This is a genomic window from Streptomyces sp. NPDC041068 (assembly GCF_040647455.1).
In the GTDB taxonomy this organism is placed as follows: Bacteria; Actinomycetota; Actinomycetes; order Streptomycetales; family Streptomycetaceae; genus Streptomyces.
The window spans coordinates 17468-40340 of sequence record NZ_JBEZCG010000015.1; the positions used below are offsets into that span (position 1 = coordinate 17468).

The 22873-nt window shown below is 70.8% G+C and carries 21 protein-coding genes; 10 read left to right on the plus strand and 11 right to left on the minus strand.

What is annotated here, in order from left to right; genetic code table 11:
- Positions 1–48 precede the first annotated feature (48 nt).
- From AB0B50_RS31130 to AB0B50_RS31140, 3 genes are read right to left on the minus strand one after another with little or no spacing between them, the layout of a single operon-like run.
- On the minus strand, positions 49–693 hold the full coding sequence (locus AB0B50_RS31130; protein WP_362339130.1) for a response regulator transcription factor: 645 nt from the start codon (positions 691–693) through the stop codon (positions 49–51).
- Positions 684–1838 (minus strand): sensor histidine kinase, encoded by a 1155-nt coding sequence (locus AB0B50_RS31135; RefSeq protein ID WP_362339131.1) that lies wholly within the window; start codon positions 1836–1838, stop codon positions 684–686. Before AB0B50_RS31135 ends, AB0B50_RS31130 begins: the two co-directional genes overlap by 10 nt.
- A 10-nt stretch (positions 1839–1848) precedes the next feature.
- Complete coding sequence (locus AB0B50_RS31140; RefSeq protein WP_362339132.1) at positions 1849–2529, minus strand: DedA family protein; 681 nt, start codon at positions 2527–2529, stop codon at positions 1849–1851.
- A gap of 192 nt (positions 2530–2721) precedes the next feature.
- Between AB0B50_RS31140 and AB0B50_RS31145 the strand changes: the two genes are divergently transcribed.
- The 5 genes from AB0B50_RS31145 (at position 2722) to AB0B50_RS31165 (ending at position 5687) form a co-directional block, all read left to right on the plus strand.
- On the plus strand, positions 2722–3063 hold the full coding sequence (locus AB0B50_RS31145) for a winged helix-turn-helix domain-containing protein (RefSeq protein ID WP_362339133.1): 342 nt from the start codon (positions 2722–2724) through the stop codon (positions 3061–3063).
- Positions 3064–3090: 27 nt separating this feature from the next.
- Positions 3091–3324 (plus strand): hypothetical protein, encoded by a 234-nt coding sequence (locus AB0B50_RS31150; protein ID WP_362339134.1) that lies wholly within the window; start codon positions 3091–3093, stop codon positions 3322–3324.
- A 101-nt stretch (positions 3325–3425) separates the two neighbouring features.
- Positions 3426–3644 (plus strand): MbtH family protein, encoded by a 219-nt coding sequence (locus AB0B50_RS31155; protein WP_362339135.1) that lies wholly within the window; start codon positions 3426–3428, stop codon positions 3642–3644.
- A gap of 43 nt (positions 3645–3687) precedes the next feature.
- On the plus strand, positions 3688–4620 hold the full coding sequence (locus AB0B50_RS31160) for an ATP-binding cassette domain-containing protein (protein WP_362339136.1): 933 nt from the start codon (positions 3688–3690) through the stop codon (positions 4618–4620).
- Between the two features lie 158 nt (positions 4621–4778).
- Entirely contained in the window at positions 4779–5687 is a 909-nt protein-coding gene (locus AB0B50_RS31165) for a winged helix-turn-helix domain-containing protein (RefSeq protein WP_362339137.1), read from the plus strand.
- A gap of 100 nt (positions 5688–5787) precedes the next feature.
- Here the strand turns inward: AB0B50_RS31165 and AB0B50_RS31170 are convergent, their stop codons facing one another.
- From AB0B50_RS31170 to AB0B50_RS31205, 8 genes are all read right to left on the minus strand, one after another.
- Entirely contained in the window at positions 5788–8385 is a 2598-nt protein-coding gene (locus AB0B50_RS31170; protein WP_362339138.1) for an FtsX-like permease family protein, read from the minus strand.
- Positions 8382–9197 (minus strand): ABC transporter ATP-binding protein, encoded by an 816-nt coding sequence (locus AB0B50_RS31175; RefSeq protein WP_362339139.1) that lies wholly within the window; start codon positions 9195–9197, stop codon positions 8382–8384. The genes AB0B50_RS31170 and AB0B50_RS31175 overlap by 4 nt, the downstream gene beginning before the upstream one ends.
- Positions 9194–10078: a sensor domain-containing protein gene (locus AB0B50_RS31180; protein WP_362339140.1), complete on the minus strand. Its 885-nt coding sequence runs from the start codon at positions 10076–10078 to the stop codon at positions 9194–9196. Before AB0B50_RS31180 ends, AB0B50_RS31175 begins: the two co-directional genes overlap by 4 nt.
- Positions 10075–10308: a hypothetical protein gene (locus AB0B50_RS31185; RefSeq protein WP_362339141.1), complete on the minus strand. Its 234-nt coding sequence runs from the start codon at positions 10306–10308 to the stop codon at positions 10075–10077. The genes AB0B50_RS31180 and AB0B50_RS31185 overlap by 4 nt, the downstream gene beginning before the upstream one ends.
- A complete protein-coding gene (locus AB0B50_RS31190; RefSeq protein ID WP_362339142.1) occupies positions 10305–10703 on the minus strand; it encodes a winged helix-turn-helix domain-containing protein in 399 nt (132 codons plus the stop codon). Before AB0B50_RS31190 ends, AB0B50_RS31185 begins: the two co-directional genes overlap by 4 nt.
- A gap of 189 nt (positions 10704–10892) precedes the next feature.
- A complete protein-coding gene (locus tag AB0B50_RS31195) occupies positions 10893–11417 on the minus strand; it encodes a flavin reductase family protein (protein WP_362339143.1) in 525 nt (174 codons plus the stop codon).
- Entirely contained in the window at positions 11414–12715 is a 1302-nt protein-coding gene (locus tag AB0B50_RS31200) for a cation:proton antiporter (RefSeq protein ID WP_362339144.1), read from the minus strand. Before AB0B50_RS31200 ends, AB0B50_RS31195 begins: the two co-directional genes overlap by 4 nt.
- Before the next feature lie 17 nt (positions 12716–12732).
- Positions 12733–14283 (minus strand): tryptophan halogenase family protein, encoded by a 1551-nt coding sequence (locus tag AB0B50_RS31205; RefSeq protein ID WP_362339145.1) that lies wholly within the window; start codon positions 14281–14283, stop codon positions 12733–12735.
- A gap of 260 nt (positions 14284–14543) precedes the next feature.
- Between AB0B50_RS31205 and sbnB the strand changes: the two genes are divergently transcribed.
- From sbnB to AB0B50_RS31230, 5 genes are all read left to right on the plus strand, one after another.
- Positions 14544–15611, plus strand: coding sequence for a 2,3-diaminopropionate biosynthesis protein SbnB (sbnB, locus tag AB0B50_RS31210; RefSeq protein ID WP_362339146.1), 1068 nt, complete (start codon positions 14544–14546; stop codon positions 15609–15611).
- Between the two features lie 15 nt (positions 15612–15626).
- Entirely contained in the window at positions 15627–16604 is a 978-nt protein-coding gene (gene sbnA, locus AB0B50_RS31215; RefSeq protein ID WP_362339147.1) for a 2,3-diaminopropionate biosynthesis protein SbnA, read from the plus strand.
- 229 nt (positions 16605–16833) lie between these two features.
- A complete protein-coding gene (locus AB0B50_RS31220; protein ID WP_362339315.1) occupies positions 16834–19056 on the plus strand; it encodes an MMPL family transporter in 2223 nt (740 codons plus the stop codon).
- 234 nt (positions 19057–19290) lie between these two features.
- Positions 19291–20103, plus strand: a complete 813-nt coding sequence (locus tag AB0B50_RS31225) for an AfsR/SARP family transcriptional regulator (protein ID WP_362339148.1) — start codon at positions 19291–19293, stop codon at positions 20101–20103.
- A 184-nt stretch (positions 20104–20287) separates the two neighbouring features.
- Positions 20288–22861, plus strand: a complete 2574-nt coding sequence (locus tag AB0B50_RS31230) for an amino acid adenylation domain-containing protein (RefSeq protein ID WP_362339149.1) — start codon at positions 20288–20290, stop codon at positions 22859–22861.
- The last annotated feature ends 12 nt before the right edge of the window (positions 22862–22873 follow it).

Below are 22873 nucleotides of genomic sequence, written 5' to 3' on the forward strand. Positions count from 1 at the left end.
CCGTCCTCACCGGTGCGAGGGATATCCCGCGGCGGACAGGACGGCGCCTCAGGACTCCAGGTACCGCAGCACCGCGAGCACCCGGCGGCTGTATCCGGTGGTGCGGGACAGGCCGAGCTTGTCGAAGATCGCGTTGAGGTTCTTCTCGACCGCGCTCAGCGAGATGTGCAGCTTCTGCCCGATGGCCGCGTTCGTGTGCCCCTCGGCCAGCGCCTCCAGGACGGTGCGCTCCCGGGGCGTGAGGCGCGTCAGCGGGTCGACGTGCGTGGTGCGGATCAGCAACTGCCGTACGACTTCGGGGTCGATGGCGGCGCCTCCGGCATGGACCCGCTCCAGCGCGTCGAGGAACTCCTCGACCTGCGCGACCCGGTCCTTGAGGAGATAGCCGACCCGCTCGGCGCTCGACGTGAGCAGCTGCGCCGCGTAGTTGCGCTCCACGTACTGCGACAGGACGACCACTCCGATCTCGGGGCGCGTCTCACGGATCTTCACCGCGGCCCGCAGGCCCTCGTCGGTGTGGTCCGGGGGCATCCGGATGTCGGTGACGACGACGTCCGGGGTGTGCGCTTCGACCTCGGCGAGCAGCGCGTCGGCGTCGCCCACGGCGGCGAGGACCTCGTGGCCCTCCTCGGCGAGCAGCCGGACAAGGCCCTCCCGCAGCAGGGTCGAGTCCTCGGCCAGGATTACGCGCACGGCAGCTCCGCGGTGATGGTGGTGGGTCCCCCGAGGGGGCTGTCGACCTGCAGTGTGCCGTCGAGCGCGGCGACCCGGCTGCGCAGCCCGGTCAGTCCGCTGCCCGCGGGGTCGGCGCCACCGACGCCGGTGTCGCGTACGAGGACGGAGAGCGAGGCCCCGTCCCTGCGCACCCGCACGAAGACCTCGTCGGCGGATGAGTGCTTGGCGGCGTTGTTCACGGCCTCGGAGACCACGAAGTAGGCGGCGGTCTCGACGGCCGAGGGCAGCGGGTCCGGGACGTCGTACTCCATGCGGACCGGCACCGCGCACCGCTCCGACACCCCGCCGAGTGCCTCGCGCAGGCCCAGGCTGTCGAGGGCGGTGGGGTAGACCCGCCAGGCCACCTCGCGCAGTTCGGTGAGGACTTCCTGGGCCTCCTTGTGAGCCTGCTCCAGGAGGGCGTCGGCCCGCTCGGGGGTGCGGCCGCGGCGGGCCCGGCCGAGCAGCATGGCGAGCGCGACGAGCCGCTGCTGGACGCCGTCGTGCAGATCGCGCTCGACCCTGCGGCGCTCCACGTCCACGGCCTGGACCACCGCCGCCCGGCTGGTGGCCAGCTCGTCGATGCGCCGCTGGAGCAGCTCGCGCTCGGAGGGGCCGAAGCACTCGCGGGCGAGCCGGGCGTCCTGGTCGGTCAGCGCGCGAAGGCCCTGCACGGCCAGGAAGAGCAGGGTGCCGCCGAGCACGATCTGGCTGAGCAGGTCCACCCAGGTCATGGAGGTGTCGACGAGCGAGACGGCGAAGATCCCGGCGAGCACGGCACCGAAGTCGACCAGGCCGACCACCACGGCGCACAGCAGTCCCGAGTACGTACGGAGCGCGAGGTAGCGCAGGATCTGCTGGTCGGAGGCGCGGTGGTCGGGGAACGTGTCGTGGAAGAAGAGCGACCTGCGCCGCCGCTCCAGGGCGGTGAGCCTGCGCGCCCCCGAGGCGAGCAGCGCGTGGGCGCGGGAGCGGGTGCGCGGCCAGAGCAGGAAGGCGCCGAGCGCCGCGCCGGCGACGACGAAGTAGATCAGCCCGAGCACGGCGGTGAGACAGCCGACGAGCACACCGGTGACCCTCAGCACGAACGGGGCGGCCACGGGCTCCTTCACGTCGTCCGACATTAGTCGACCCCTAGTCGACGCGGCGGTGCCGGGCCCCGGCACCGACCTCGGGCCGGTTACGGGAGCGCACGCGGACCACCACGTACGCCGCGACGCCCGCGAGGGCCAGGACCAGGACGACCTTGGAGAGCAGACCCACGTATGTCTCGACCGCGTCCCACTGGTCCCCGAGCCAGTAACCGGCCATGACGAGCACCGAGTTCCAGACCAGGCTGCCCAGCGTGGTCAGGGCGAGGAAGACCGGCAGCCGCATGCGCTCCACGCCGGCGGGCACGGAGATCAGGCTGCGGAAGATCGGCACCATCCGGCCCAGGAGGACGGCCTTGGTGCCGTGCTTGGCGAACCACGCCTCGGTGCGCTCCAGGTCGGAGATCTTGACCAGCGGCAGCTTCGCCCACAGCGCGTGCATGCGCTCGCGCCCGAAAAGCACGCCGATCCAGTAGAGGGCGGCCGCGCCGACCACCGAGCCGAGCGTGGTCCACAAGAGCGCGGAGAACAGGCTGATCACGCCCTGCCCCGCGGCGAAACCGGTGAGCGGCAGGATCACCTCGCTGGGCAGCGGCGGGAAGAGGTTCTCCAGGGCGATGGCGAGCCCGGCGCCGGGACCGCCCAGCGTGTCCACGAGGTCGGCGGCCCAGCCCGCGATGCCGTCGGCGGGCTCCTTGGGGAGGGCGAGCGTCATGAGGTCCATGGAAGCAACGCTAGAAAGCGCAGGTCAGTAGCGGTATGGGGGTTGCCGTCGAGCCGGGGTGCGGTTTTCCGCACCCCCGTGGGCGCGCGGGCCGGTGGAGGGCAAGGCCCTGGCTCCGGTGGCTTGACAAGCGTATATTGCATGAGAAAGCTTCAGCTGACAGGTACCCCCCCAGGACGGCAGAGGTGAGCCATGACCAGCGAGGAGCTTCTGGCCTTCCTGGCTGCCGTGGGTCACGCCCAGCGTCTGCGGGTCATCACCGAGCTCGCCGACGGCCGGATGTACGTCAGTGAACTGGCCCGCCGTCTGAAGATGTCCCGGCCGCTGCTCTACATGCACCTGGAGCGCCTGGAGAAGGCCGGCCTCGTCGAGGGGCACCTGGAGCTCTCCGCGGAGGGCAAGGCACTGAAGTACTTCGAGCTGGCGCCCTTCGACCTGCGCCTGAACGTGGAGACGATCCTTGAGGCCGCAGAACAGGACCGCAGGGCGACCGAGGCCGTGGACGCAGCCGCCGAATCCACGGGTACGCAGTAACTCAATGAACCTGAAGGGGAAGCGCACATGACCGGCGCTGTCATCGCCATTGCCATCGTTCTGATCGCCGTCGGCGGCATCACGGCGAGTGTGGCCGCGTACTTCAGACTGCAGCGCCACCGCGCCGACGCCGTGGCCATGGCCGAGTACCGCAGGCTCGCCGAGGAGGCGGTTGCCAACCAGGTCGCCCTGCAGGGGCAGTTGGCCGAATTGCACGACAGGGTCAAGTCCGTCGAGAGCCTCCTGCGCAGCGTCGACTGACAGGCAGGCCGACAGTCAGCGCCGTGTCAGCGGGCGCCGGGAGCATGGGGTTCGGGCCAGGGGCCCGAACCCCATACGACTCGGACATCGGAGCGCGCGACGTGTCGAACCCTTTTGACGACCAGGACGGAACGTTCCTCGTGCTGGTGAACGACGAAGGCCAGCACTCCCTTTGGCCCGCGTTCGCCCAGCGGCCGCAGGGCTGGCAGGTGGCCCTCGACGAGGGACCGCGCGACGCCGCGCTCGCCTTCATCGAGGAGAACTGGACCGACATGCGCCCGCGCAGTCTGCGCGAGGCCGCCGGCGCCCAGGCCTCTTGAGTTCCCGTCGGTTCGCCCGGATGCGGGAGGAACAACAGTGAGCATGGCGATTCAGGCGGAGGGGCTGCGCAAGCGCTACAAGCAGCACGAAGCGCTCAGCGGAGTCGACCTGGAGGTGCCGGCCGGGACGGTGTTCGGCCTGCTCGGCCCCAACGGGGCGGGCAAGACGACCACCGTGCGCATGCTGGCGACCCTGGCCGAGCCGGACGGCGGGCGCGCCGAGGTGGCCGGGTTCGACGTGGTGCGCAGGCCGCACGAGGTGCGCAGGCGGATCGGCCTCGCCGGGCAGTACGCGGCGGTGGACGAGCTCCTCACGGGGCGGGAGAACCTCGTTCTCATCGGCAGGCTGCTGCACCTGGGCCGGCGCGCGGCGCGGGAGCGCGCGACGCGGCTGCTCGACCGGTTCGAGCTGACCCACGCGGCGGACCGGCCCGCGCACACCTACTCGGGCGGCATGCGGCGCCGCCTCGACCTGGCCGTCTGCCTGGTCACGAGGCCCTCGGTGCTCTTCCTCGACGAGCCGACCACCGGCCTCGACCCGGTGAGCAGGATGGCGCTGTGGAACGCGGTCCGTGAGCTGGTGACCGACGGCGTCACCGTGCTCCTGACCACGCAGTACCTCGACGAGGCCGACGCCCTCGCCGACCGGATCGCCGTCGTCGACACGGGGCGGGTCATCGCCGAGGGGACCCCGGACGAGCTCAAGCGCAAGGTCGGGGACGAGCGTCTCGAGATCGTGGTGGCACACCCGGACGACGTGGCCACCGCCGTCACCGCGCTGCGCAGCAGCTCCGCGGACGAGCCGTCCGCGGACCCGGAGAGGCGCACCGTCTCCATCGCGCTCGGCGACGGCATGACCGGCATCGAGAACGCCGCGTCCGCACTGCGGCAACAGGGCGTGGAAGTCGTCGACTTCGCCCTGCGCAGGCCGACTCTGGACGACGTCTTCGTGACGCTCACCGGCCAGTCCGCCTGATCGCTTCCTCTCGTACGCGTACGAGTTCTTCGTCACGAGGCTCCTTGAAAATCCCGCCCCTTGGTCAGGGGCGGGACATATCCGCTCGCAGCAGAGCCCGAGCCGGTTCAGAGACTCTCATCACCTGCGGAACAGCTGACCAACGGGGGCAGTAACCCATGCAGAGAATCCACTTCACCGCTGCCGACATAGCCAGAACCAGGCTGAAGACGACCACGGGGCCGCTCGTCGAGACGGCCTTCGCCTACGGTCTGCTCGGACGGTGCGTGGGACCGCCGTACGTGCGCTGGTACCGGCAGGTCGCCAAGCGTCTTTCCGTCCGGCCGCAGGGGAGGTCCGGGGGCATCGGCGCGGTGAGCGACCCCGCGGCGCTGCTGCGGCTGATCGAGCGCGACGAGGCCGCCGGGCTCTCGGAGGTCTGGCGCGAGGGGATCGCGCCGTACTGGGACCGCATGGTGGCCTATCTGGAGGCCGAGAGCGAGGCGCGCTGCCGCGTGGTGATGGGCGGCGGGGTGGAGCTCCTGCTGGCCACCCTGCACCCCCGGATCACCTGGCGGGCGCAGGTCCTCGAGATCCCCGGCGGCCCCGACGAGGACGTCTTCCTCGAAGGACGCGGCCTCGCGCTCGTCCCCTCCGTCTTCCTCAACCACCGGCCCGCCCAGGTCATCGGGGCGAAGGAGCAGGGCGGCGAACTCGTCCTCGCCTTCGCCGCGCCGCCGGACGTCCAGCGGGCGGCGACCCTGTGGGACGCGCCCGACGACACCGCCCAGTCGCTCGGGGCGCTGGTCGGCCAGACCAGGGCCGCCGCGCTGCGGGTCCTGCGCGCCACCTGCACGACCAGCGAGCTCGCGGAGCGGCTCGGCATCTCGGCGGCCAGCGCGAGCCAGCACACCAAGGTGCTGCGCGAGACCGGCCTCATCACCACCCGGCGGATCCGCAACACCGTGCTGCACTCGGTGACCCCGCTGGGCATCGCCCTCCTCGACGGCCTGCCCGCGCAGCCCGTGCCGGGCCGGGTGCGCACGCTGGACGCCGTTCCCCGGCAGATGGTTCTGCGCGCCTCATGACCCCTCGTACGTAAGGGAGTTGCCCCACCCGCACGGATGCTGCGGAACGCGTCCCCCGGCCATGGTTTCCCACGGCCGGGGGACGCGTTCGTGCGCGGGGTCACTCGCGGATGCCCACCACTCCGCTGGGCCGGTGGCGCAGCACCAGCGCCGCCGAAAGGAGTGTGGTGAACAGGGTCAGCGCGAAGGCCGAGCCCACCACCGTGGCGAAGATCCACCCCGGGCCCTCCGGCGTCGGCTTGCCGAGCACGCTCAGGCTCAGCGGCACCAGTGTGAGGACCGCGACCAGGACGCCGAGCAGGACACCGGCCACGGAGACCAGGAACGCCTCCACCGTCATCATCCGCAGCACCTGCCTGCGGGTGGCCCCGATGAGCCGCTGCAGCATGAACTCGCGGCGCCGCTCGGTGGTCGCGAGGACCTGCGTGTTGACCAGCGCGATCGTCGAGTAGGCGATGACCACGCCGAGCACCATGTACGCCATCCAGGCCTGGGTGTCGTCCTCGTCCGCGTGCACGGCCTTGACCGTGGTGCGCGGCAGGACGTTCAGGCCCGGCTGTTCCCCGGCCAGCTTCGACAGGGTCCCGGTCAGCTCGGCGGGGTCCGTCCCCGGCTTCGCGGTCACCGTGATCTGCGGGACCAGACCGGAGTCGGTGTGCGGGACGAGGAGCGTGGCGGGCACCAGCGCGGTCTCGTAGCCGCGGCGGGCGCCGACCGTGGCGACCAGCTTCAGGCGGACCTCCGTGCCGTCGCCGAGGCGCATCGGCACCTTGTCGCCGATCTCGTGGCCGCCGGTCTCCGACGAGGGCAGCGCGACGGTGTCGCCGCGCAGGTCGTCGAGGCTGCCGGTCTTGGCGCGGAAGGCCGTGGTGCCGGTGACGCCCTCGGACGTGACGCCCTGCAGTGGCATCTCGGTGGGCTCGAAGTCGCCCTCGTCGATCTCGCTCTGGGTGGGCGGGGTCTTCGGCTCCAGATAGCCGAGCGTGGAGACCTGGGCGGAGGCGGCCGCCACCCCGGGCTGCTTCTCGATGGTGTCCACCATGGACAGCGGCAGACCGCCGGCGACGGAGGTGACCGCCAGATCCGCCCTCATGTTCTCGTCGAACGCCTGCTGGGAACCGCTGGACTGGGTCGTCTGCAGATAGATCAGCGCGGTGGCCAGGCCCGTGGCGAGCATCACGGGCATCACCGCGCCCGCCATGCGGCTGCTCCGTGCCTTCGCGTTGAGCGTGGCGAGGCGGCCGGAGAGACCGGTCAGCGCGCGCAGCGGCCAGTGCAGCACGGCTGTGATCACCTTGGCGAGGCCCGGGCCGAGCAGACCGAACCCGACCGTCCAGAGCATCGCCGCGGGCGTCGCGGTGCTGCCCGCCATGGGGCCCTCCAGGCTCGCGGTGACCAGCGCGAGCGCGGCGCCGCCGCCGAGGAAGAGCAGCGCGAAGATCAGCCGCGGGACGCTCAACCACTTGCGTTGCAGGGAGGCTTCGGCGAGCGCCTCGGTGGGCCGGGTGCGCGCCGCGCCGCGAGCCGAGATGAAGGCGGCGCCGAGTGCGGTGAGCAGGGCCGCGCCCACGCCGACCACCATCGGGATCCAGCCGGCGCGGTAGGCGAGGTCGTCGGGGACCACGTCGCCGCTCGCGAAGGCGTCGAGCAGCCACCTGCCGACGTGCGGGCCGGGATAACAGGCGAGCGCGGTGGCGATGACGGCGACGAACAGCGTCTCGCCGAGGATCATCCGGCGCAGCTGTCCCGGTGTGGTGCCGATGGCCCGCAGCAGGGCCATCTCGCGCTGCCGCTGCTGGATCGAGAGCCCCATGGTGCTGGACACCACGAAGACGGTGACCATCGCGGACAGGCCGCCGAACACCGAGGCGAGGGTGACCAGTTTGGTGCCGTCGGTGATGATCGTGGGGTTCTCCGCCCAGCCGCGCTTGTCGCCGGTGAGCACGGTGGCGGGCTCGTCCTCCACCGCCTTCTTGATGTCCCCTATGACGTCGCCGCGGTCGGCGCCGGGCTTCGTGAGCACGCCGATGTTGTCGAGCTTGTCGGGCCGTCCGCTGACCTGTGCGGCGGCCTGGTCGGAGAGGAAGACGGCGCGCTTGTCGTCGGAGTCGGAGCCGGAGCCGGAGGCCGATCCGGCACCGGAGTTGGACCCGGACTCCGTGGCCAGGCCGGAGATCTTGAACCGCTTCGCCCCGCCGTTGACCATGAACTCGGCCCGGTCGCCGGGGTTCAGCCCGGCCCGCGCGGCAAGGCGCGCGTCGAGCACGACCTGGTCGGCACCGGCGGGTGCCTTGCCCTCGGTGATCCGGTAGGGGGCGAGCGCGGCGGAGGACCAGCCGTGGCCCGACACCTGCGCGGGCTCCCCCTTGCCGCCGCCCCGCATCAGCGTGGCGTCGAAGGAGCGGTCCGGCAGGGCCTTGGCCACGCCGGGCACCGCGCCGATCGTGTCGGCCAACCGCGCGTCGAGCCGCAGGCGTTCGGAGAAGACGTACTCCCCGTGGGTGCCCGGGTGGCTCTGGTCGCCGGTGACCACGATCGGCGCGACGCCGAGCCGTTGCGGGGGAGCGGCGCTGCGCAGACCGGTCTCGAAGAGGCCGCCGCAGCCGATCACGATGGTCGCGCCGAAGAACAGCGCGATGAACGAGGCGATGAAGCCGCCCTTGTGGAACCGCAGGGAGCGGAGCGCGACGCCGATCATCGCGGCACCCCGCCGTGTCCGGCCCCGCCGTGTCCGGCCCGTACCGCGGCCGACTCCTGGCCCCAGGCGCCCAGGTGCGTCATGCGCTCGGCGACCTGGTCGGCGGTCGGCCAGTCCAGGTGGCTGACGAACTGTCCGTCGGCGAGGAAGAGCACGCGGTCGGCGTGCGAGGCGGCCACCGGGTCGTGGGTGACCATGACCATGGTCTGGCCCGCCTCGCGGACGGCCTCGCGCAGCAGGGTGAGGACCTCGCGGGCGGCGTAGGTGTCGAGGGCGCCGGTCGGTTCGTCGCCGAAGATCACCGCGGGCCGGGTGATCAGGGCGCGGGCGATGGCGACGCGCTGCTGCTGACCGCCGGAGAGCTCGCCGGGGCGGTTGTTGCGGCGCTGCGCGAGGCCGACGCGCTCCAACACCTCGTCCACGGCTGCCTTCTTGGGGCGGCGGCCCGCGAGCCTGAGCGGCATGGAGACGTTGTCCACCACGTTCAGCGCGGGCAGCAGGTTGAACGCCTGGAAGATGAAGCCGATCCGCTCGCGGCGCAGCTTGGTCAGCTCGCGCTCCTTGAGCGGGGAGAGGTCCACGCCGTCGAGCAGCACCTTGCCCGAGGTCGGCCGGTCGAGCCCGGCCGCGCAGTGCAGGAAGGTGCTCTTGCCGGAGCCGGAGGGGCCCATCACCGCGGTGAAGGTGCCCCGCGGCAGGCTGATCGTCACGCCGTCGAGGGCGGCCACCTGGTTCTTGGACCTGCCGTAGACCTTGCGTACGGCCTCGAGCTGGACGACGTCCCGGGACTGCGGACTCGGTGTCCCCGTCATGTGATGTGTCCTTCGCTGGTGGTGAGTCCGGTGGTGGTGGTGAGTCGGGTGCTGGGGGCGAGTCCGGTGCCGGTGCCGGTGGCGAGTCCGGCGCCGGTGGTGGGTCCGGCATCGGTGGTGGGTCCGGGGCGTGGGCCGGTCGACACGAGCGCGAGGGGGCCGGGCTCGGTGAGGATCCGCTTGGCCCGCGCCAGGGGGTCGGGCGGCGGGCGGAGCAGCTTGTGGGCCACGGTCAGGTGCAGGCGGGCGGCCGCGACCACGAGGTACGAGGCGTACAGCGCGAGCGCGAGACAGACCGCCGCGACGAGCAGGGCGGTCGGCCAGCCGTCGATCCGTACGCCCGGGTCGCCGTCGTCGGGTCCGCCGATCCACGGGCCGTGCAGCCGACTGCCGTCCGCCTGGGTGGAGTTGACGGACCAGAACCACAGCGGGAGCGAGACGCCGGCGAGGAGCGGCAGCCACACCAGGAGCGCGAGCAGGTCGAGCAGCAGGAGGAAGGGGAACAGCACGACCAGGCAGACGCAGTCCCGGAAGAAGACGGGGTCGGCGCAGCGGGCCCTGAGCTGTTCCACGAGCCCCGGTTTCGTGGGCTCCTGATACGCGTACGGGATCGGCTCGTCGACCAGGACGGCGCGGCCCCTCTCGACCTGGGCGCAGCAGCGTACGACCCAGGCGGACCCGACGGTCAGCGCCACCGAGACGGTGAACTGCATGAACACGAGGCCGAGTACGACGCCGGTGGCCGCGACCGCGAACAGGGCGGGGCCCGCCACCAGATAGCCGGCCAGATAGCCGGTCGCGCGCCAGGGCGCGGCCGAGCACAGCATCCGCAGCGGATTGCGGCGCACCGGCAGCCGGCTGCCGGGCATGAGCGCGATCATCCGACGCTCCGCAGCAGACCCTCGACGGACCGCACACGGTCCTCGAGCGCGCTCAACTGCCCCTGCAGGGACTGCTGGACGGCCGCCGACTCCTCGGCGAGCCTGCGGTACGAGGCCATCGCGGCGGCGTCGGCGCGATGGCGCTGCAGCCGGAAGTACGCGACCACGCTGCCCGTGATGCCGCCCACGACGAGCAGGATGACGGCGATGGTGATGACGGCGCCGGTCATGTGGGGGTCCCCTTCATCTTGACGTGCCCTTCCGTGTCCTGTGCGTCCTGGCCCTGTGCGTCCTGGCCCTGTGCGTTCTGGCCCTGTGCGTTCTGGGCGTCCTGCGTGACCTGTGCGACGGCCTCGACGATCGTGCGGATGTCCACGTGCAGGTCGAACGGCGCCAGTTCGACGTACCGCAGCGCCTTTCCTCCCCGGGAGAGTTCCCGGTGTCCGACGACCAGGCCCGCCTTCTCCAGGCGGGCCAGGTGCATGGAGAGCAGCGGCCGGGACATCTCCAGGCGGCGGGCCAGCTCGCTCACGTACAGCCGGCCGTCGGCGAGTTCGGCGACGGCGCGCAGGCGTTGGTGGTGGCCGATGGCGGCGAGAACTGCCAGCAGATCCTCGCTCGTCATAGGCCACCCTCTCCCCACATCCCGAAGCATGTAAGTTGAGACTGACACATGACGGTGCGTGCCGTCAAAGGTAAGTTCTCGCCTTCTGGTGCCCTGCGCCTTCCGGCGTCCGGCGGCGTGAACGCGCGAAGGTCCGCCCCTGCGGGCAGGGGCGGACCTCGTGGCGCTGTGCGTTCGGTGGCAGAACGGTCAGATCCGGGACCAGGCGCGGAATTCCCGCAGCCCGTAGAGGAGCGGTGCCACGGCGTGCCTGCGGGTGATCAGGCGGGCTTCGCCGAAGACGGTGACGTGGTCGCCGGTCCGGTGGGTCATGACCACGTCGCAGTCGGCGATCGTGTGCGCGTCGTCCACCAGGTGCGGGCCGCCCGCGTCCGTCGCCTGCTCCCACGGGGTCATGCGGAAGCGCTCGGGGTTGCCGGAGGCGAACAGCTTCGCCACCTCCTGGGCGCCCTCGTGCAGCAGGTTCACCGCGAAGGTGCCCCGCTCCAGGATCGCCTCCAGGGTGGGGCTGCCGTGGCGCAGGCAGACGAGCAGGGTCGGCGGGTCGAGCGAGACGCTGGACACCGAGGAGCACGTCATGCCCCGCGGCGCCCCGTCGTGACCGGTGGAGGTGACCACGCCGACGCCGGACGGGAAGCCGCTCATCATCGAGCGGAAGCCGTCGGGCGTCGCCTTGTCGGCCTCCGGTTCGACGTCTACGGTGCGATCGGTCATCGGACGCTGCTTTCTTTCGCTGCGGCAACCGTCCCGGGCTCGCCCGCGCGGGGCTTCCCGCGGTCGAGGAGCGTCAGGAGCGGTCCGGTCATGGCGGTGGTGGCGAGTGCCATCACGATCAGCGCCAGGACCATGGGCGCCGTGAGGATTCCGGAGCTGAGACCGGCCTGGAGGACGATCAGTTCGGTGAGCCCACGGGTGTTCATCAGGACGGCGATCGTGCGGGCGGTCTCGGGGGTCTGGCCGCCGCCGCGGGCCCCCAGATAGCTGCCGAGCCCCTTGCCCAGACACCCGAGCGCGACGGCCGAGCAGATCAGCGGCCACGAGGCGTCGGCGAACGACTTCGTGAGCACCGTGATGCCGGTGACCACGAAGAAGGCGGGGGCCAGGGCGCTGCCCGCCCGGGTGACGGTGTCCACCGCGCGCTCCCAGGGGGCGTCCTCGTCCTGCGGGATCGCGAGGCCCACCAGGGCGGCACCGAGGATCGCCGTCATGCCGAGGTGCTCCACGGCGAGCGCGACCGCGAGGGCGCTCGCGCCGAGGACCGTCGCCGCGGTCCTCGGCAGCCGCACGCAGACGTTGCGCGCCGCCTGCGTGCGCAGCGTGTACCGGACGACCAGGGCGCACACCGCGCCGAACGCGAGCGCCCGTACGGAGTGCAGCGAATCGGCGAGGCTCCCCTTGCCGAGGCTGATGGCGAGGGTGAGAAGGAGCCAGCCCACCGCGTCGATGAAGATCGCCACGGCCAGCGCCATCCGGCCCGCGGCCGATCGGGACATGCCCCGGTCCGCCAGGATCCGCGCCATCACGGGGACGGCGGTGATGGACATCGACACCGCGACCATCAGGACGAAGGCGGGCAGCGGTGCGTCGCCGCGCGCCGCGGTGTCATCGGTGAGGAGCACGAGGGAGGCCAGGAGCACGCCGGTCAGCAGCGGTGGCACCAGGGACCCCGCCGCCACCCAGGCCATGGCGCGCCGCGGCGGCCTGCCCTGGTCGGTCCCCAGCTTGTGGGCCAGGCCGACCAGGAACAGCACGAGACCGGCCTGGGAGATGAGCTTGAGCAGGTCGAACACGGAACCCGGCAGGACCGTCTCGAAGGTGTCCCGGCCGACCAGGGCGATCACGGCGGGGCCGGAGAGCAGCCCGAACACGATCTCCCCGATGACCTCGGGCTGACGCAGGGCGCGGGCGACTCTCCGGCCCGCCAGAGCGAGCAGCAGGATGACGCCGAGCGCCACCGTGACATGGGCGAGGAGCGGCGCGAGATCCAGAACGTGGCTTTCCAGCATGTCCATGTTCGGTCCGCCGCCCGTCAGTGGTGCTGGGCGAAGTACTCGTATGCCGCCGGAAGCACCTCGGTCAGACGCCGGGTCTTCTCGCGGATCTCCGTGAACTCCCGCTCGGCGGCGGCCCCGTCGGACAGCGCGAGCGCCTTGGAGGGCTTCAGGTCGATGCCGCCCATGCCGAGCAGAATGCACATGTACGAGTACGGCGGCAGGCCGTGGTAGTACGGGAAGATCGTTTCGGAGTCCGGGAGTTGGGTCTTCCAGGACTCGATGCGCTCGGCGAGCGCCTCGGGAATCTTCCGGGTCTTGGCGTCGCGCCAGTACTGGTTGTCGCTCCGCTTCGCGGCGACGTAGTGCAGGACGAGGAATTCCCGCACACCGTCCATCACATGGGCGATGGACTTGTTGTAGAGGTTGCGGTGGGTGGGGTTCCAGTCCTCGCCGGGGAAATTCTTGGCGAGCTGCTCGATGGCGTGGTGGATGAAGAAGATGCCGGTGGACTCCAGCGGCTCGACGAATCCGCTGGAAAGGCCGATGGCCACGCAGTTCTTGACCCAGGAATTCTCGCTGCGGCCGATCCGCATCTTGATGTGGTTCGCCTCGACGTCGGCCGCGGCGGGGCCGACGAACTCGCGCAGGGTGCGCTCGGCCTCCTCGGGGGAGAGGTAGTCCTTGGCGTAGACGTAACCGGTGCCGACGCGGCCCATCAGCGGAATCGTCCAGATCCAGCCCGCGTCCTGGGCCGTGGCGGTGGTGCACGGACGGATGCCGCGCTTCTCCATGTCCATCGGCACCTGCAGGGCGACCGCGCTGTCGTTGGGCAGCGTGTCCGCGTAGGAGATGAACGGCTCCTCGAGCGCCTTGTTCAGGAGCAGGCTGCGGAAGCCGGTGCAGTCGATGTACAGGTCGCCGGTGAGGTCGCCGTGCTCGGCGGTGGTGACGCCGCCGATCCAGCCGCGCTCGTCCAGGTTGACCTGCTTGACGTCGTCGACGACGTGCTTGACGCCCCGCTCGACCGCGTACCCCCGCAGGTACTTGGCGAGGAGCGCGGCCTCGAAGTGGTAGGCGTACGGGAACTGGGTCTTGCCCTGGTGCTCGGACATCGTCAGGCCCTGCATCTCGTCCGCGCCCTCGTCGAAGGGCTGGTCGATGAGGGTGCCGTCCAGCATGCGCGGGCTGCGCCCGGCGTCGATGACCGAGGACATGACGAAGCAGTCCTTGTCGAACCGGTCGGTCGGACCCTGCTGCAGCCACCAGTCCGTGAGCGGGAAGCCGTTGACCGACCGCATCTGCTCAAACGGGTGGTAGAAGTAGTGGTCCTTCTCGCGCCAGTTCTCGAACCGGACGGCGAGCTTGTAGGTGGCGTTGCACGCCGGCATCCAGTCCTTCTCCTTGAGTCCGAGGAACTCGAAGAAGTGGCGTATGTCGCTGAAGGTGGCCTCGCCGACGCCGACCGCGCCGACGTGACCCGATTCCACGAGAGTGACGTCTATTCGTTCTCCGAACGCGGCCTTGAGGTACGAGGCCGTCATCCAGCCGGCTGTTCCGCCACCCACGATCACGACTTTGTTCAGCACTGGTGACTCCTGTTCGGTAGCTCCACGAGTTCCGGGAAGTGGCTCCGGGCCCGTGGAGTGCAGGTCCCACGGTGGCGCCACCGAGAAGTGAGCCTAGGGGCGGGTCAAATCACCGGACAGATCATTAAGTGATGGCCGAATATCGCAGGTGGGGCAGGTGATTGATGGGGCGTCAGCATGCTGTCAGTGGCATCGGGGAGCATGAAATCGGGATTACTGGGTTGGAATGGCTCCGCCCTCCCACTGCAATGGAGTTATGGATGACAACGGAAAAACTTGTTCCGCCGTTTGCCGTGATCCCTGGCTCGCAGGTGCACAGCATTCTGACCGGCCGTGAACAGCAGACCATCGCGATGGTGGAGGCGGCCTATCGGGTGCACGGCGAGGGCGACACGGTCAACCCGCCGTCGTATTTCCTGCGTTTCCAGGACCGCCCTTCGTCCCGCATCATCGCGCTGCCCGCCTCCATCGGCGGCGAAACGAGGGTCGACGGGCTGAAGTGGATCTCCAGCTTCCCGGAGAACGTGGCGGCGGGCATTCCCCGGGCCTCCGCGGTCCTGGTGCTCAACGACCACGACACCGGGTATCCGATCGCGTGCCTGGAGAGCTCGATCATCAGCGCGGCGCGCACGGCGGCCTCGGCGGCGCTCGCCGCCGACCGGCTCTCCCGCGCCCCGGGGCGCACCCGTCCGAGGCGGGTCGGCTTCATCGGGACAGGGCTCATAGCCCGCCACATCCACACCTATCTCGCGGGGTCCGGCTGGTCCTTCGACGAGGTGGGCGTGCACGACCTGTCCGCCGAGTACGCGGGGGGCTTCCGCACGTACCTGGAGGGCGCGGGCGAGAGCGGCACGATCACGCTGCACGACAGCGCCGAGGAGCTGATCCGCTCCTCGGACCTGGTGATCTTCGCGACCGTGGCGGCGGCCCCGCACGTGCACGAGCCGGCCTGGTTCGCGCACAACCCGCTGGTCCTGAACGTCTCGTTGCGCGACCTCGCGCCCGAGGTCCTGCTGGCGTCGGCGAACGTGCTCGACGACGTCGAGCACTGCCTGAAGGCCGACACCTCGCCCCACCTGACCGAAAAGCTCACCGGTGGGCGGGAGTTCATCGACGGGACGCTGTATGAGGTCATGGAGGGGAAGGTGGAGATCCCCGCCGACCGCCCGGTGGTGTTCTCGCCGTTCGGCCTCGGTGTCCTCGACCTCGCCGTCGGCAAGTTCGTCTACGACGAGGTGATGGGGAGCGGCGACGCGCAGGTGATCGACGGCTTCTTCCACGAGGTGGACCGGTATGGCCGCGCAGGCGCGACCAGCAGCCGTTCCTGAGGCGAGGGGGCCCAAGTGCCGGTGATCTCCGTACCGGAGGACTTCCACATGGAGGACCTCTATGTGGATCTGCGGTCCGTCCTCGACGCTCCGCTCCATCTGAAGTGCGAAGGCTTCAATTTCGCCGGGTCGATCAAGCTGAAGGCGGCGTCGGCGATGATCACCGACGCCGAACGCCGGGGGGTGCTCACCCGGGACTCGGTCATCGTCGAGTCCTCGTCGGGCAACCTCGGCGTCGCCCTGAGCATGATCGCGGCGAGCCGGGGCTATACGTTCGTGTGCGTCACGGACACCCGCTGCAACCTCAACACCAGACGGTTGATGGAAGCGATGGGCGCCCAGGTGCACACCATCACCGAGCCCGACCCCGAGACCGGTTTCCTCGGCGCCAGGCTCGACTACGTACGACAGTTGTGCGCGTCCGACAGCCGTCATCTGTGGCTCAACCAGTACGCCAACCCGTGCAACTGGCAGGCCCACTACCGCACCACGGCGCCGGCCATCGCCGAGCGCTTCCCCGATCTCGACGTGCTGTTCGTCGGCGCGGGCACCACGGGGACGCTGATGGGCTGTGCCCGGTACTTCAAGGACTCGGGCCATCCGGTCACCGTGGTCGCGGTCGACTCCGTCGGCTCCGTGACGTTCGGCGGGCCGCCCTCGCCGCGGATGATCCCGGGCCTCGGGTCCGGTGTGCGTCCCGCGCTGCTGGATGTGTCGTACGTGGACGACGTGGTGCATGTGCCGGAGACGGCCACGATCCGCGTCGCGCACCAACTGGCCGCGGGCGGCTTCCTGTTCGGCGGATCCACCGGGACGGTCATCTCGGGCGCGCTCGGCTGGCTGGCCGAGCACCGGGGCGGTGAGCCGTGCACGGCGGTGGCGATCTCTCCCGATCTCGGTGAGCGCTATCTCGATTCCCTCTACCAGAGCAACTGGGTGAGCGACATCTACGGACCTCAGGCGCTGGAAGCGGGTTCGGTGGGCGCGCGCTGACGGCCCGCCCGCAGGTCCCGTACGCCGCACGGATTCCGCCGCTGCCCCCGTCAACTGCCTTGCAGGCGACGGGGGTTGCGTCGTCCTGCGCGCCCGCACGGCCGTCCCGGCGGCGCGTCGGTCCGGGGTTGACGGCCCATCGCTCCATATGTAATTTTTGACTTACACCCGTTGGGTAGGAGTGACTACCGACAAGGAGCTGGGTTCAGTGAAGAAACAGCCACTTACCGTGAAGGTGGCGAGCTGGAGTGCGCTGCACCCAGGGCGGGCCATCGCAGGATGGTTTGTGTTCGTCGCTCTGTGTCTCGCCCTCGGGAGCCTGGTCGGCACGAACAGCGCCGGCGACAAGGACTACTGGGTCGGCGAGGCCGGACGTGCCGAGTCCATCGCCACGGACGGTGACCTCCAGCACAAGTCCGCCGAGCGGATCATGGTCACCAACAAGTCCGACGCGCCGCTCGGGGCGGAGGCCCGGAGCGCCGCGAAGGACGTCGCCGCCCGGATGAAGAAGCTGGACCCGGTCCTCCACGTCGCCGACCCGGTGCGCTCGGAGAACGGCAAGATGCTGATGGTCGAGGTGACCCTGAAGGGCCCCCGCCTGGAGGCCCAGAAGCACATCGACCCGCTCCTGGAGACGACCGCCGAGGTCCAGAAGAAGTACGCGGACCTGCGCGTCGAGGAGACCGGTGACGCCTCGGTCGAGGTGGGCCTGGACGACCAGCGCGCCGACGACCTCGCGACCACCGAGACCATCACCTTCCCGATCACCCTGATCACCCTGGCCCTCGTCTTCGGTTCAGTGATCATGGTCGGTGTGCCGCTGCTGCTCGCGATCTCCTCGATCGGCGCCTCCATCGGCCTGTCCCAGCTGGTCTCGCACCTGCTGCCGGACGCGGGCGTCGGCAACAACGTCATTCTGCTGATCGGCATGGCGGTCGGCGTCGATTACACGCTCTTCTACCTCAAGCGGGAGCGCGAGGAACGGGCCCACGCGGGCGGCAGGCTCAGCCCCGAAGCCCTGGTGGGGATCGCCGCGGCGACCTCGGGCCGCGCCATCGTGGTCTCCGGCCTCGCCGTGATCCTCTCCACCGCGACGCTCTTCCTCGCCACCGACGTCATCTTCTCCTCGCTGGCCATCGGCACCATCGTGGTCGTCGCGGTCGCCGTCCTCAGCTCGATCACCGTGCTGCCCGCCCTGCTCGTCAAGATCGGCCGCCGCGCGGACCGCAAGGCCGCCCGCGCCGCCGAGCGCGGCAAGCGGGTCAAGGCCCGCAAGCCGGAGGAGACCGGCCGCCTGTGGACCGCGCTCCTGAAGCCCGCCAAGAACCGTCCGGTCGCCACCCTCGTGGTGTCGGTGCTCGTCATGCTCGGCCTCGCGGCCCCCGTCCTCGGCATGGAACTGCGCGTCCTGAGCACGGCGACCCACTCCCGCTCCATCCCCGAGATGAAGGCCTACGACCGGCTCAACGAGGCCTTCCCCGACCTGCTGGCCGAGCACTGGGTCGCCGTACGCAGCGACGCGGGCGACAAGGAGCAGACGCGCGAGGCGCTGACCGCCCTGGCCGACCGCGCCAAGGCCGACCCGCTGTTCTCCAAGAAGCAGCCCAAGCTGGAGAGCACCGACGACGGTCTGATCCACATGATGACGCTGTCCGTGCCCCACAAGCTGAACTCCTCCGAGGCACAGGACTCGCTGAAGCACCTGCGTGACGACATGATCCCGGCGACGCTCGGGAAGGTGGACGGCGCCGAGTTCGGGGTCAGCGGACCCGTCGCCCAGGACGTCGACTACCTGAAGAACCAGAACGAGAAGATGCCCGTGGTCATCGGCTTCCTGCTGCTGCTGACCTTCATCATGATGGTGCTCGTCTTCCGCTCCGTGGTCATCTCGGTCCTCGGCGTCCTGCTCAACCTGCTGTCCGTCGCCGCCTCGTTCGGCCTGGTGGTCGTCTTCTTCCAGTGGGGTCTCGGCTCGACGCTCTTCGGCTTCGAGGAGAGCGCCACCAGCGGCATCGGCTCGCGCGTACCGCTGTTCCTCTTCGTGATCCTCTTCGGCCTGTCGATGGACTACCAGGTCTTTGTCGTCAGCCGGATCAAGGAAGCTGCGATGAACGGAGTGCCCACCCGCCAAGCGGTCATCGACGGGATCAGCAAGTCCGCCAAGGTGGTCACCAGCGCGGCGGTCGTGATGGTGACGGTCTTCGCGAGCTTCATGTTCCTGCACCTGGCCGAGATGAAGCAGATCGGCTTCAGCCTCGCGGTGGCGGTCCTGCTCGACGCCTTCATCATCCGCGTGATGATCCTGCCGTCGGCCATGATCCTGCTGGGCGACGCCAGTTGGTGGCCGTCCCGCAAGATGCGCAAGGCGCAGCAGGACGCCGCCGCACAGGCCGGCAGCGTGCCGCCGCCCCCCGTCCCGTCGTCCGCGACGACGCTGCACCTGCACCGCTAGGCGGGCCCCCAGACGGACGCCGGACCGGATCCCCCGCCGGTTCGGCGTCCCCACCGCGAACGCCGGACCGGAATCCCCCGCCGGTCCGGCGTTCGGGTGCAAGGGCCATACCACCGGCCTCCCCGAGGGCCATACCACCGGCGAGTGCGGCGGCCGGCCAAGTGATATTTCCCCGAGCGCATGAATTTGGTCAGCATTGGATACGCCAGCTGCCGATAACGGGGGTTAATCGCTGTGGAAATCAAGGTCCTGGGCGCGCTCTCTCTGTCCTGCGAAGACCGAAGGTCCGCCGTCGCGTCGAAGCGGGCGAGCACCGTACTGACGCTTCTCGCCATGTCGCCCCAGGCGCCCGTCCCGTTCGACCAGCTCGTGGACGAGCTCTGGGCGGACCAGGTGATGACCAACTCCCGCAACGCCCTGCAGGCCATCGTCAGCCGGCTGCGCAGGCTGCTGCAGTCCGTCACCGGGGACAAGGGCGACGAGATCGTCCGCACCGGCAGCAACGGCTACCTCCTGGACGTGGCCCCCGAGTCGGTCGACGCGCACCGGTTCCTCGCCCTCGCCGAGGCCGGCGGCAACCTCGTGCAGCGCAACCCCGCCGAGGCCATCGTGAAGCTGGAGCAGGCGCTCGCCCTGTGGCACGGCCCCGCGCTGATGGACGCCCGTGAGGGCACCCGCTGTCGCATCCACGCGGTCCACCTGGAGGAACGCCGGATCACCGCGTTCGAGGACCTGACCGCGGCGAAGCTCGCCGTCGACGTGGAGCGCGTCTCGATGGCCGAACTGCGCCAGCTGGCCACCGAGCACTCCGAGCGCGAGCGGCTGAGCGAGCTCCTGATGCTCGCCCTCTACCGCGACGGCCGGCAGGCGGAGGCCCTCGAGGTGTTCCACGGCGCGCGCCGCAGGCTCGCCACCGATCTGGCCCTGGAGCCGGGACCCGCCCTGCACCTCACGTACCAGGCGATCCTGAAGCAGGACGTGGTGTTCGGCAGGCCGCGGCGCACTCCGCTCTATTCCGGCCAGGCCTATTCGAGCCAGGCCTCCTGACGGACTCCTGGCGATTCCAGGCGGATTCCTGACGATTCCTGGTTCCTTCGTTCCCTCGAATACACCAGGCGTTCGGATTCCCGTCTTCTTCCGCGCGCATCCGGTTCTTCTGCGCGCATCCGGTTCCGCCGGATATTCACTCATGTCCGGCCCCGCCGGATATCCATCAGGGAGGGCAAGGCTCGTGACGGCTAGGCAGAGCGGATCCGGGGACCGGCCACAGCGGCCGACGACGTCCGAGGGGGAGGCCCTCGCGTACTGGCGGGGCGTCCTGAACGGCAGCCGCTTCACCCCCGTACCGAGCTGGCGCACCGAGGTGCCGCCGCCCAAGGACCGCATCGCCGAGCGCAGGACCGTGCTGCCCGCGGGCAAGTCGGCCGCGCTGCTCGCCCTCGCCGCACGGGTCGACGTACGCCTGGAGACGCTGCTGCTGGCCGCCTGCGCCCGCGTGATCGCCGCGGTCACCGGGGAGCCGGCCGTGGTCACCGGATACGTGCCGCCGCTCACCCCCGACACGGACACGGCCCCCCTGCCCTGCCCCGTGGACGTCGGTGACGGCACCTGGCAGGAGCTGCTCGGCGCCGCCGCCGTCGCGCAGACCGCCACGGAGCGGCACCGCTCCGGCACGCTGGACCTGGCGAGGGCCGAACTCGGCCGCAAGGACGCCCTGTTCGACACCGTCGTGGTGGCCGGACGCCTGCCGGACGTGGTGGACCTCGCCCCCGACACCGTCCTCGCCGCGGGCCTGGTGCGGCGGGGCGACCGGCTCGAACTGGCCCTGAACTACCGCCTGCACGCCTTCGACGCCGACGTGGCCGGACGCGTCGCCGGCTATCTGATCTCCGCCCTCGAAGAGCTCGGCACCCGCCCGGAGTCCGCGCAGGACCAGTGGAACCCCGTCTCGGCGGCCGAGGCCGCGTACCAGCGCGAGGCCCTCGCCGGGCCCCGGCGCGAGCTGCCCGACCGGCGCTTCCACGAACTCTTCGAGGAGCAGGCGCGGTTGCGCCCCGACGACGTCGCCGCCGTCTTCGAGGACAGCTCCCTGACGTACCGGGAGCTGAACCAGCGGGCCAACCGGGTCGCCCACGCGCTGCGCCGACGCGGCCTGCGCGACGAGGACGTCGTGGCGGTCGTGACCGAACGCGACCTGGAGTGGCTCACGTCCGTCCTCGCGGTGTTCAAGGCGGGCGGCGTCTACCTCCCCGTCGAGCCGCAGTTCCCCGTCGACCGGATCACCGCCATGCTGACCCGCGGCGACTGCCGCCAGGTGCTGACCCAGCGCGGCGTGAGCGCGGGCCTGACCGAGGCGTCGGCCGGGCTCGGCGAGGTCCGGGTGGACGTCGTCGCGGACGTCCTCGCCGAGGCCCGCGACGACGAGGACCTGGCGGACCCGGGCCTGCCCGTCGCGGCGGACCAACTCGCGTACATCTACTTCACGTCCGGCTCCACGGGGCAGCCCAAGGGCGCGATGTGCGAGCACGAGGGCTTCCTCAACCACCTCCTCGCCAAGATCGAGGACCTCGGCGTCGAGGCCGGGACCGTGGTCTCGCAGACCGCGCCGCAGTGCTTCGACATCTCGCTGTGGCAGCTGGTCGCGGGCCTGGCCATGGGCGGCCGCACCGTCGTCGTCGCCCAGCGCGACGTCCTCGACGTCGCCCGCTTCGTCACGCTGCTCGCCGAGCGCGAGGTAGAGGTCGCCCAACTCGTCCCCTCCTACCTGGAGGTGGTCCTGGAGCACCTGCGCCGCCACCCGCGCGCGCTGCCCCGCCTGCGCTGCGTCTCGGTGACCGGCGAGGCGCTCAAGAAGGAGCTGACCGAGCGCTGGTTCGCCGCGCTGCCCGACATCGCGCTGGTCAACGCCTACGGCCTGACCGAGACCTCCGACGACACCAACCACGAGGTGCTGCGCCGCGCCCCCGAGGGCGCGTCGGTGCCGCTCGGCCGGCCGGTCCGCAACGTCCGGGTCTTGGTGGTCGACGAGCGGCTCAGGCCAGTCCCGCTGGGCGCGCCGGGAGAGCTGGTCTTCTCCGGGGTCTGCGTCGGCCGCGGCTACATCAACGACGAGGAGCGCACCGAGGCCGCGTACCTCCCCGACCCGGACCACCCCGGCGGCCGTCTGTACCGCTCGGGCGACTTCGGGCGCTGGCTGCCCGACGGCCGTGTGGAGTTCCTCGGCCGCCGCGACGCCCAGGTCAAGATCCGGGGCTTCCGGATCGAGATCGGCGAGGTGGAGAACCAGCTGGCGCGGGTCGACGGGGTCCGTGACGCCGCCGTCGTGGTCGTGGGCGCGGAAGGGGTACGCCGCCTGGAGGGCTGCTACGCCGCGGCCGAGCCCCTCCCCGACGACGAGCTGCGCGCGGCCCTCGCCCGCTCCCTGCCCGAGTACATGCTGCCCGGCCGGTTCCACCACTTCGACGCGCTGCCGCTCACGCCCAACGGCAAGATCGACCGCAAGCTGCTCGCGCGGCAGGCGGAGACCGCGCCCGAGGCCGCGGCCGACTCGCCCGAGGCCGCCGCGGAGTCCCCGCGCACGCCGACCGAGCACCGGCTCGCCGCGCTGTGGGCCAAGGCGCTCAAGGTCCCCGTGGAGAGCATCGGCCGCGCCACGCACTTCTTCGACGCGGGCGGCAGCTCCATCGCCCTGCTGCGCGTGGTGATCGCCCTCGACAACGCGGTGACCGCACAGGAGCTGGCCAAGGCCCCGGTCCTCAGCGACGCCGCGGACCTGCTCGACCTCAAGTCGCATCAGGCGGCGTGACCCGACACCGGA